At 46.0% G+C, this 11,438-nt stretch carries 6 protein-coding genes; 4 read left to right on the top strand and 2 right to left on the bottom strand.

Annotated elements, in window-relative coordinates:
* Window positions 1-168 precede the first annotated feature (168 nt).
* Window positions 169-1,809 carry a pentapeptide repeat-containing protein gene (locus NC997_RS12555; protein WP_190525774.1) on the top strand — a complete coding sequence of 547 codons (1,641 nt, stop codon included), beginning with the start codon at window positions 169-171 and terminating at the stop codon, window positions 1,807-1,809.
* 301 nt (window positions 1,810-2,110) lie between these two features.
* Here NC997_RS12555 and NC997_RS12550 read toward each other — a convergent pair whose 3' ends face one another.
* Window positions 2,111-2,692, bottom strand: coding sequence for a Uma2 family endonuclease (locus tag NC997_RS12550; protein WP_190525772.1), 582 nt, complete (start codon window positions 2,690-2,692; stop codon window positions 2,111-2,113).
* Window positions 2,693-3,188: 496 nt separating this feature from the next.
* Between NC997_RS12550 and NC997_RS12545 the strand changes: the two genes are divergently transcribed.
* From NC997_RS12545 to NC997_RS12535, 3 genes are all read left to right on the top strand, one after another.
* The gene (locus tag NC997_RS12545) at window positions 3,189-5,825 is read left to right on the top strand and encodes a response regulator (RefSeq protein ID WP_190525770.1); all 2,637 of its coding nucleotides are present in this window, start codon (window positions 3,189-3,191) and stop codon (window positions 5,823-5,825) included.
* The gene (locus NC997_RS12540) at window positions 5,822-8,116 is read left to right on the top strand and encodes a GAF domain-containing protein (RefSeq protein WP_190525768.1); all 2,295 of its coding nucleotides are present in this window, start codon (window positions 5,822-5,824) and stop codon (window positions 8,114-8,116) included. Before NC997_RS12545 ends, NC997_RS12540 begins: the two co-directional genes overlap by 4 nt.
* Window positions 8,117-8,308: 192 nt before the next feature.
* Window positions 8,309-10,414 carry a S8 family serine peptidase gene (locus tag NC997_RS12535; RefSeq protein WP_190525766.1) on the top strand — a complete coding sequence of 702 codons (2,106 nt, stop codon included), beginning with the start codon at window positions 8,309-8,311 and terminating at the stop codon, window positions 10,412-10,414.
* A gap of 162 nt (window positions 10,415-10,576) precedes the next feature.
* On the opposite strand, the gene NC997_RS12530 is transcribed toward NC997_RS12535, so the two are convergent.
* Complete coding sequence (locus tag NC997_RS12530) at window positions 10,577-11,359, bottom strand: 1-acyl-sn-glycerol-3-phosphate acyltransferase (RefSeq protein ID WP_190525763.1); 783 nt, start codon at window positions 11,357-11,359, stop codon at window positions 10,577-10,579.
* Between the last annotated feature and the right edge of the window lie 79 nt (window positions 11,360-11,438).

Raw genomic sequence — 11,438 nt, 5'->3', positions numbered from 1 at the left:
TGAGTTTCTCGGCTTAAATCTCTAATAAATCTCATAAGTCTCTTGTTTTCTTGACTTTTGTTTTAGCTTATTCTACTTTTTATTATGTGTAATTTATTTTACATAAGCACTTATATAACAAAGTAGGTTATGCTGCAACTAATGATAAAGCTTGGAGACATATGATATATGGCTAATGAGGAACATCTTGCTCTAGTTAAACAAGGAGTAGAAGTTTGGAATAAGTGGAAAAATGAAAACTCTGACATAATAGCTGACTTTAGTGGAAACATTGTTCACATATGGTATATACGGGAAGCTGAATTCAGAGGAATTAATGTCGGTAATTCTAATTCTTATGTCTCTACTCGTGATGCTAAATTTTTACCAACTAATTTAAATAAAATTAACCTTGAGGGCGCTAACTTAAGTAGAGCGAATCTTAGTGAGATTGATTTTAGAGGAGCAAACTTGAGCAGGGCGAACCTTAGTGGAGCTAACCTAAACGATGCTGACCTGACTAAAGCTAATCTAAGCAATGCTGACCTGAGTGGGGCACTCATTAATGGAACCAATCTAACTAAAGCTAATCTGAGCAATGCTAATCTGAGTGGAGCTGGTATCGATTTTACCGATTTTACTGGAACACAGTTAAATAGAACTAAGTTTGCTAGGGTTAAATTTAATAGTGAGGGTATTCATCTGCCGAAGGGTTATCCAAGCAATTTTGTATTCAAGTTTAACCTCGGTAGGGCTGACCTTAGTGAGGCTAACCTCAGAGGGTTTGACCTGAGTGATGCTAGTCTCTTTGGAGTTAGTTTGAAAGAAGCTGATCTTAGTGAGGCTAACCTCATGGGTGCCGATTTAAGTAGAACTGACCTTAGAGGAGCAAATCTTACTAGAACCCAAGCTTTATCAACAAACTTCACTTACGCAAAGTTTACTGGAATTTGTTTAGAAGATTGGAATATTAATAGGGATACAAACCTCAACAATGTTATCTGTGACTATGTTTATCTACAGAATAATCAACAGGAACGTCGTCCTATTAGCCGAGACTTTGCACCAAGAGAGTTTACTAAACTATTCCAAAAGGCTCTGAAGACGGTTGACTTAGTATTTCTGGATGGAATTGATTGGCAAGCATTCCTTGCGTCATTCTTAAAGCTCAGAATTGTGAGTGGCAGTGATGAGATATCGATACAATCTTTTGAGAACAAGAATGATGCCTTTATCATCCGGGTAAATATCCCAGCCACTGCGGATAAGGCAGAAATTGAGAAGTACCTGAAACGGGAGTATGAGCTAAAAGCCCAGCTCGAAGCTCGGAATCAACAACTAGCAGACTTCCGTCAGCACTATGCTGGTCTAGAGGAAATTGCTAAGCTGTTGGCTAGCAGATCCATCAATATTGAAGCGAGAGCTGTAGCAACGAGTGAATCTATGTCAGAAGCTTACAAATCTAAGTATGATCAACGCGGTGCCCAGATTGGTAGTCAGGTTGACTCGGCTCAAAGTGGCAGTCGCCAGCAGTCTATCAACAAACAATACAATTATGCACCAGAGCAGAGACAAAACCTTGTAGAGGCAGCAGCAGAGATTCAGCAACTCTTAGAGCAACTGTCGCAGGCCTACCCAACCTCAACAAATGCCGAAAAAATGGCGGTTGTAGCTGAGGCGGCTGATCGAATCGAGAGAAACCCACCACTCAAAGCACGGGTTATTAACGCTCTTAAGGTAGGAGGGACTGAGGCGTTTAAAGAGGTAATTGACCACCCATTGGTTAATATTTTGGTGGCTACTATTGAAGGCTGGCAAGACGCAGAGTAGCAGGAGAATGCAATATGTATTTCGATTTCGGCAAGCTGTAAATCAACTTCAATAAAGCCTTGCGAAACTTAGTTTTAGATGCCGTTGGCACAACGATCGCTACTTATAATGTTGTCGGAGAGTAGATTTCTCCCTTAATCATTAGCCTGATTCGCCTCCAGTAGAGGGTAAGCGTTACCTATCGAACCTTTGCAAATGTTGGGTTTCCTGCAACAACCTAACCTGCATGGTCTTTACTTTAATTGTTTCCACCAACTTAGTTTCAGAATCGGTTGGGACAAGATAGCGATCGCTATCATATTCACGCATCAGCATTCTGAAGTCCAGGGACTTTTCGATAGATGGAGGCAATATCGCAGCGAAAATCGATACTTGCAAAGTAAACTTCATCTCCTTGGCGGTAGATTTGAGAAACCCAATTGCCTGAATCGGAAAGGCGAAAACACTCGACACTCATCTGAGATTGATGAATTAACACATATTCTCGTAAAGATGGCGACGTTTGATAGTCAGCAAATTTCTCTCCTCTATCAAAAGCTGCTGTTGAGGGAGATAGCACTTCAATGACCAAGATGGGATAGAGGATGAAGTCATCTGTAGAGTTTGTATCCCGCTCATCGCAAGTTACTGCAACATCGGGATAGTAATAGCAGTCTGCTGACTCAAGCCTGACTTTAATATCTGAAGAAAGAACAATGCAGGGGGCGTGTTCAAGGTGATTATTGAACAAAGTAACTAAGTTGCCAGCAATAATAATATGAGGCTTCTTTGCCCCTACCATTGCATAAACTTGCCCTCGCCTATACTCATGTTTGATAGGACTGACTCGCTCTCCCTCTAGGTAATCTTCTTTGGAAATGTAGAAGTTTTTGCTAATAGTCATTGGATAGTTTTTCAAAACGAGTGGCTATTTCGGCAATCTGTAACCAACTTTAACAAAGCATTGCCGAACTTGGCTTCAGATTCAGTTGACACAACAAAATAGCGATCGCTCTTTTGTTACTGACGGTTGTATACCCGGAAACACACCTTATTCATCCTGTACTCCCCTAGATAGAGAAAGGGAAAGTAACGACCGTAGAACTTGTTAAAGTAGTGATACTGTGGGGTCTTAATGCAGTCGTTTTTAAAGCGATCGCTATTCATGCCACATTCCAATCCCTCCTGTAATTTAACAATAGGCTCAAACGCGCTACTTGTGGATTAACAGCAACTCAAGCCTTCAAACAGGAATTAGCATCGGCTGGGTTGCCAGTTTCCGAGCAATTCTAAAAACAAAAATTATAAATTGACATAACCGCAAGAATGTAGAGAAGGATGAAAGTGGTGTCTACCTCCAGGTATGTCAGCCAGACAATCCATTGATAGTTGATATAACAATGATTCCCGATAACGAAGCTGACCGACTCGCCGCAGTGCGTCGCTACGACATTCTTGACACACCTCCAGATGGAGCCTTCGACCGAATTACAGCTCTAGCTGCCCGGTTTTTTAATGTCCCGATTTCCATTATTAGCATCGTTGACCACGACCGGATCTGGTTTAAATCCCATCATGGGCTAGAAGTTCAGCAAATTGGACGCGAACCCGGACTGTGTGCCAGTGCGATTTTGCAAGAAGACGTTTACACCGTTCTGGATGCCAAAGTAGACCCCCGCACGTTTGTAAATTCCTTAGTAGCTGGGGAATTTGGACTTCGCTTTTACGCGGCGGCTCCCTTGCAGACACGCGATGGTTTCAACTTAGGCACTATTTGTGTAATCGACTCTCAACCCCGTCAAGTGACCGAAGCAGAAAAGGCAACTCTCAAAGACTTAGCCGCCATCGTCATTGATGAATTGGAACTGCGACTCTCCGCTCAGAAAGCCGTACAAGCTGAAGTCGCTCTACGGATGGCAGCACTGGAAGCAACGCGATCTAAAAGCGAATTTCTGGCGATGATGAGCCATGAAATCCGCACTCCGATGAACGGAGTCATTGGGATGGCAAGCTTGCTATTGGATACAGAACTAACGTTCCAGCAACGAAAGTTTGTCGAGATCATCAGTAGCAGTGGCGAGTCCTTACTAAAAATTATTAACGACATTCTCGACTTTTCAAAAATCGAGTCCGGCAAGCTGGAATTAGAAGAACACCCTTTAAACTTGTTAGATTGCATTGAAGCTGCCTTAGATTTACTCACTCCCCATGCTTGTGAAAAAGGCTTAGAACTTGCTTACCGAATCGAGACAGGAACACCTAGCATCGTGCTAGGAGATGAAATTAGACTGCGCCAAATTCTGGTGAACTTGCTAAGTAATGCAATTAAATTTACTTCTGCTGGGGAAGTCGTGGTTTCGGTGACAGCAACAGAAGTAATGGTTAATCAGGAATCAGCAATTAGTCACCGGCAAGAAAACCAATCATCCATTGCCCCTGATTCATTCCCTAAAACCTATTACGAAATCCAATTTTCCGTCAAAGATACCGGAATTGGGATTCCTTCAGACCGAATCAATCGTTTATTTAAGTCGTTTAGCCAGGTTGATGTCTCTACCGCCCGTCAATATGGGGGAACCGGCTTGGGACTGGTAATTAGCAAACGCTTGAGTGAAATGATGGCGGGTCAGATGTGGGTTGAAAGCGAAGTGGGACGCGGCTCCACCTTTTATTTCACGATCGTCGTCCAAGATTTTCCTGGGTGTCCACTTGTTGAACTCGATGCTGTTCAGCCGCAGTTAGCTGGAAAACGGCTATTAATTGTGGATGCCAACGTTACTAGCCGCCAGATTTTGATTTTGCAAACCCAATCATGGGGAATGATGACGAAGGCAACTGAATCGGGTGCCCAGGCTTTAAACTGGCTTCGGCAAGGAGAGCGTTTTGATATGGTGATTCTCGATAGGCAAATTTTAGGGATGGACGCCTTGAGCCTAGCGACAGAAATTCGCTCCTTACCGAACGCTCAAGCATTACCCGTGGTGATGTTGACAACGTTTGGCAAGGAACCGGGGGGGAAACAGTTAGATCGAGTAAAATTTGCAACCTTCCTGAATAAGCCGATTAAACAATCTCAGCTTTACAATACCTTGAGCGATCTGTTGGTACGAGAGCCGATCAAGGTGCATCGCGCACCCTTTACTTTCCCTGAGTTTCAGCTCCCCTTTGCCGAAAGTCTTCCCCTCCGAATTCTTGTCGCCGAAGACAATCGGGTGAACCAGAAGGTTGCTTTGCACATACTTCAACAGTTGGGGTATCGAGCCGATGTTGTTAACAATGGGTTAGAAGTGCTGGAATCTTTGCGGGGTCAACCCTACGATCTGCTGCTGCTGGATGTGCAGATGCCAGAAATGGACGGTTTAGAGACGAGTCGTAACATCTGCCAAAAAGAATTGGCAACCGATGGGAGCGCAAAACCTTGGATTATTGCCATGACGGCGAATGTCATGCAAGGCGATCGCGAAACGTGTCTGGAAGCTGGCATGGACGACTATATCAGCAAGCCGCTCCGGAAGGAAGAGTTAGTTCAGGCTTTGCTGAGGTACAGGGGCACTGAGGTGCAGGGGTACAAAGGTGCAGGGAAGTCGGGGATTGGGGAAGTCAAAAAAAGAGAGGGCGAAGCCACTACTTCACTGAATACTGAGTGCGGACAGGGTAGCGATGTAACATTATCATTCAGTACTCCTATTGATGCGAAGATCCTGGAAGCATTTGCTAAAACAGTGGGAGGGAAAGCCTCAAATTTATTGACTCAATTGATTCATTGCTATTTAGAAGATGCTCCCAAACTGCTGCAAGCAATGGAGACAGCAGTGAGTAACCAAGATGTGATCGCGCTCAGGCAAGCATCTCATACTTTGAAAGCCAGCAGTGCCGCTCTTGGGGCAGTACAACTGGCTACTTTGTGTAAACAGCTAGAAGCGATGAGCCGGACTGGAGAAATTGCGGGTGCATCCAAAATTGTTGTACAGATTGAAACAGAGTATGAAAAAGTGAAAACGGCTTTGCAGATGGAAGCACAATCAAGTCAGCAATGAATATTACTTGCACCGAACCAGATTCCTACCTCGTCCTGATTGTTGACGATGACAAATTCACGCGGATGCAGCTGCGCGCCATGATTGAACACGAAGGCTACACAGTGGCAGAGGCAAGTGATGGAGAGGAAGGATTAGCTGCTTACATCAGCCTACATCCAGATATTGTGTTGCTAGATGCGTTGATGCCGATTCTGGATGGCTTTAGTTGTTGTCGCCAGTTAAAATCACTTCCTCAAGGCGATCGCACACCTGTTTTAATCATTACCAGTCTTGATGACCGAGAATCTGTCAATCAGGCGTTTGAGGCAGGTGCTACCGATTACGTGACTAAGCCGGTTCACTGGGCAGTGCTGCGCCAACGGATGCGTCGTCTCCTGCAAGCGAGTCGAGCAGCGGAAGAATTACGGCAGCAAAATCAGCGACAACGGCTAATGGGAGCGATGCTGGAGCGCATCCGCCAATCTCTGAATCTAGAGGAAATTCTTAATACTACAGCCAGCGAGGTGCGGCAATTTCTTCAGACCGATCGAGTGGTAATTTATCGCTTCAATCCAGATTGGAGTGGCATGGTGGAGGTGGAATCTGTAGATGAGCGCTGGACTCCTATCTTAGGGAAAACCATTGTAGATCCGTGCTTTGCTGAAAACTATGTCAAGCCCTACAAACAGGGTCGTATCCGAGCTACGGAGGATATTTACAACGCTGGCTTGAAACAGTGTTACATCGATTTAATGTCTCAGTTTCAAGTCAAAGCTAATTTGGTGGTGCCCATCCTGCAAAACAGGGCTGAGGAAAGGGACCCGGAGAGCCGGGAGGAATCTTCGCTCAGTTCCCAAATAGCCCTTAGCACGGATAGCACTCAGTTATGGGGGCTGTTGATTGCTCATCACTGTTCGCAACCTCGGCACTGGCAACCGTGGGAGATTGATTTCCTCAGTTCGTTGGCAATTCAGGTAGCGATCGCGATTCAACAATCTGAACTTTACCAACAGGTGCAGCGGCTCAACACAAACCTCGAACACCAGGTACAGGAACGCACCAGCCAGTTGCAGCAAGCTCTCAAATTTGAAGCGATGCTCAAACGAATTACTGATAAAGTGCGTGACAGCCTTGATGAGAGCCAAATTTTGCAAACAGCCGTGCAAGAATTAGCACAAGTGCTGGGAGTTACATACTGCGATACGGCGTTGTATGACATTAATGGGGCTACTTCCACGGTTTGCTATGAGTACACGCTTTCCATGCCTTCATCTGAGGGAAGCGAAATCCAAATGGCAAGTAATCCGGCGATTTACTCCCAACTATTGCAAGGAAAGCATTTACAATTTTGCAAAATAGGCCCTAACCCAATTCAGCCGGTTTCCGGTGAATTTTCAGTTTTAGCTTGTCCGATTTTTGATGACCAAGGGGTTTTGGGCGATCTGTGGTTATTAAACGATCGGGAATATATTTTTAACGAACTAGAGATTCGCTTATTACAGCAGGTTGCTAATCAATGCGCGATCGCAATTCGCCAAGCCCGACTTTACCAAGCTTCGCTGGCTCAAGTTGAGGAATTAGAAAAACTCAATTTTCTCAAAGATGATTTTTTGAGTACGGTTTCTCATGAGTTACGCACCCCCGTATCCAACATGAAAATGGCAATTCAGATGTTGGAAGTGATTATGGAAGAAACCTGCAATTGGCGGGATGAAATCGCTAATAAAAGTGCGGAGAGACACCCAGGTTATTGCTATTTTGAGCTGTTAAATAATGAGTGTGACCGAGAGATTAATCTGATTAACGATCTACTCCACTTACAGCAACTCAATGCAGAGGCGCATCCTTTAGAAAAAACAGCGATTCATCTACAAGACTGGATTCCCCATATCGTAGAACCTTTTGAACAGCGAACCCACAAACACAAGCAAATCTTACAAGTAGAGATTCCCGAAGAACTGCCGATTCTAATCTCCGATCCATTCTGTTTAGCACGCATCCTCACCGAGCTGCTGAATAATGCTTGTAAATATACTCCGCAAGGAGAAAAAATTAAGGTAGCTGTCCATGCTAAATCAGAAAAGCTTCAGCTCGAAGTGACTAATTCTGGAATCGAAATTCCTACAGATGAAATTCCCCGAATCTTTGATAAGTTCTACCGCATTCCAAGTAATGACCCGTGGAAGCATGGCGGAACTGGTCTAGGACTGGCATTGGTTCAAAAAATGGTAGCTTATTTAGGAGGAACAATTAAAGTGGAAAGCGAATCCAAAATCACCTGTTTTTTAGTTGAACTACCGATTCTTTGATTTTAGTAAAACTTGTTAGCAGGTACTAAAGTAATTTGCAATAATTGTCAAGAAATCTAAAAATTCCATTAGGATTAAAAATACAATATTGATAAAACAGAAAAGAAGAATCAAGAGAAACTATGATGTTACAAAAAGAATAGAATTGCTATAGAGAATAAAAATAAAAACTTAAAACTTAGCTGTTTACCAATGAGCAATGACCAATCTGCGGGTAGTGTGCCAGAAGAAAGCGTCGGTCGTATTTTACAGCGGGGGGGTGAAGAACTGGCGTTGGAGAAAGTGAGCGATCGCTTCACGGTTCGCCCCACTACCCCCGACGCTGCATCTGAGGAGTTGGCGCAAACGATTCCCGCCCAAGCACACCAGGAAATCCCCGGTAGAAGCGGGATGACTCCTCCCCTACAAGAATTCATTGTTGACCCATCCCAGCGAGACGAAGCCATGCAGGCGGCAAGAGAATCTGAGGATGTCGCCTTTGCCAGTCATGTCTATAAACTTAAAGAGAATCCGCAGACGTTAGTTTATCTAACGGATCAGGTGACAATTCAATTTGCCCCATCGGTGGATGAAGAAACCCAAAGAGCGATCGCATCCTTATTTGGCTTACAATTGCTGCGACCCGTTAGCGGTATTCCCAACACCTTCGTCTTCGAGGTCAGTCCGCAAGCACGGGAAAATCCCATTAAAATTGCCAACCGCTTAATGGGGCGAAAAGAGGTACTTACCGCCGAACCCAATATCGTTGTTCGACAAGAAAAGCACTACCGGCCCAAAGATTCCCTCTATCCCAAGCAATGGTATCTCAACAACCTTGGCGGATCTCAGATAGCAGCCGGTTCTCACATTTCGGTTGAGAAAGCCTGGGATATCACCAAAGGCATCCGTTCCATCGTTGTCGCAGTGGCAGATGATGGCTTTGACCTCAACCACCCAGATTTTCAGGGAACCGGCAAAATTGTTGCTCCTAAAGACTTCAAAGAACAAGACTTCTTGCCGCTACCTGGAGACGACAATGAAAACCACGGAACCGCCTGTGCTGGGGTTGCAGTCGCAGAAGAAACCGGCACCGGCATTGTAGGAGTCGCCCCAGGCTGTGCCCTGATGCCCCTCCGCACCACCGGCTATCTAGATGACGAAACCATCGAACAACTCTTTGACTGGGCTACCAACAACGGTGCTGCGGTCATTTCCTGTAGCTGGGGGCCAGCAGCCGTCTACTTTCCCCTGTCCCTGCGGCAACGCGCCGCCCTAACTCGTGCCGCGACCCAAGGACGAGACGGTAAAGGATGTGTCATCGTCTTTGCTGCCGGGAATGCAAATCGTCCCATCAGTGGCACGATTAACGAGCAGGGATGGCCTAATAACCTGTTAAAAGGCCCTACCCAGTGGCTAGGCGGTTTCACCGTTCATCCAGATGCGATCGCAGTTTCTGCTTGTACCAGCCTCAACAAAAAATCTGCCTACAGTAACTGGGGAACCAACGTCTCTGTCTGTGCCCCCAGCAACAATGCCCCGCCGGGAATGTGGTTTGAACAAACCGGCTATGTCAGTACCGCCCCCGAAGTCAGAGCATTGCTGCCTGGATTGGGCATCTTTACCACTGACCGACTCGGAGCCGCTGGCTACGACAGCAGCAACTTCACCAGTGACTTTGGCGGCACCTCTAGTGCTTGTCCCGTGGTCGCAGGCGTTGCTGCCCTCATTCTGTCAGCTAATCCCGATTTAACTGCAACAGAAGTTAGGCAAATTCTGCAACAAACCGCTGACAAAGTCGTTGACCCCGACCCCGACCCCCAATTGACTTTTCGATTGGGCAGTTACGATGCAAACGGTTTCTCTCAGTGGTTCGGCTATGGCAAAGTCAATGCTTTTAAAGCTGTTCAAGCTGCTCAACAGCAGCGCGTCCAACCTTCGCAAGCCTCGCAAGCCTTGCACGGACGCAACGACAACCTCGTCCCCATTCCCGACTACAACTCCCAAGGCGTTACCAGCCCAATTAACGTAACTTACGCCAGTCCCTTACGAGATATCCAAGTCAGCGTCAACATTCAACACCAGTTTTTAGGCGACATCGAGGTTAGCGTGAGGAGTCCGAACGGAATTACGGTGCTGTTGCAAGGTCGCACTCTGGGTTCTACAACTCAATTGCAAGCCACCTACACGCTGCAAAATACACCCGCACTCCAGCAACTTCTCAACAAACCCGTAGCAGGCATCTGGCAGTTGTGGGTCGTGGATTATGCCCAGATGGATACAGGAACTTTGAACAGCTGGGAATTAACCTTGGGCATCTGAGTAGGGGCACTGCTGTGCCCCTACTCAGTCTTTTATCGGCAATCAGAGTATGTTGCTGGATATATAGAAATAGCGGTAATGGTCGTGAGTAATGAGCCGTCTCCCATTATTGATTCCCTAAAAGCTCTTGTTTGCGAATGAATGAGAATTTCTATAGAAAGGTTAAAACGATGACTGAGCGCCCGATACTTCATTTAAAGGGGGAGCAGTAGAGAGCGTATCCGCCTCTTCTACTTCGCATCCATCTATCTGTTTAAGCGCCGCTTCTAAATCGGCGGTTAGTTTTTTCGCACTTTGTTTTGGCGTATTGCTGCAATAATTCGCGACTGAGATCGGCTCACCAATGTTAACTTTTATACCGCATCCCCAATGCGGCACCGGGCTGCCGTAACGGACGCTAATCGGCACAATTTTGACATCCAATTCTGGTTGGCTGGATTCCACTTGCAAGGCAATGCGCGCCAAACCCGTCTTGAGGGGGTGAACTTGCGTATCCTGGTAGATGCCGCCTTCCGGGAAGATGACCAGCACTTCTCCCTGGCGGAGAACTTCGACGCCATGACGAAAAGTGCCAACTCCCGGATTTCGGGTATCTACTGGGAACCCTCCCATGCGGCTGATAAACCAGCCTTGCCACCCTTTCATTTCATCCGCTGACACCATAAACCGCAGGTCACGACCCGTCACAGGTTGTCCAGCCGCATGAGGCACGACAAACGCATCCCAGCGAGAGCGATGAGTAGGAGCTAGGATCACCGGCCCGGTAGCGGGGATATTTTCTTGTCCGGTGACTTCGGCTTTACCAAAGTAAAAGGGAATGACAAGATATTTCGTCACCTTATAGCCTAAGGAAGCTAGCCAAGGTAAAACACGGGAAGTAATAGGAACTACCTTGACAGGTTTTGGTGTCTCTATCGTTTGTTCAGAGGGGTCGGGCTGAGTCATCACGAATAAAACTTCTCACAGCATCCATAATTCCAGCTTATGTATGATTACGGCATCTGTCTTGTAGTAGAAGGACAGT

The organism is Trichocoleus sp. DQ-A2 (assembly GCF_039961915.1).
Classification (GTDB): Bacteria; Cyanobacteriota; Cyanobacteriia; order Cyanobacteriales; family FACHB-T130; genus FACHB-T130.
Note: the sequence above shows the minus strand (reverse complement) of the source record. Positions and strands in the feature narration are given on the sequence as shown.

Bases quoted from the DNA above. Each gene is read 5' to 3' on its own strand.
- NC997_RS12535 (WP_190525766.1), top strand. From the start codon at position 8,309: ATGAGCAATGACCAATCTGCGGGTAGTGTGCCAGAAGAAAGCGTCGGT.
- NC997_RS12555 (WP_190525774.1), top strand. From the start codon at position 169: ATGGCTAATGAGGAACATCTTGCTCTAGTTAAACAAGGAGTAGAAGTT.
- NC997_RS12550 (WP_190525772.1), bottom strand. From the start codon at position 2,692: ATGACTATTAGCAAAAACTTCTACATTTCCAAAGAAGATTACCTAGAG.
- NC997_RS12540 (WP_190525768.1), top strand. From the start codon at position 5,822: ATGAATATTACTTGCACCGAACCAGATTCCTACCTCGTCCTGATTGTT.
- NC997_RS12530 (WP_190525763.1), bottom strand. From the start codon at position 11,359: ATGACTCAGCCCGACCCCTCTGAACAAACGATAGAGACACCAAAACCT.
- NC997_RS12545 (WP_190525770.1), top strand. From the start codon at position 3,189: ATGATTCCCGATAACGAAGCTGACCGACTCGCCGCAGTGCGTCGCTAC.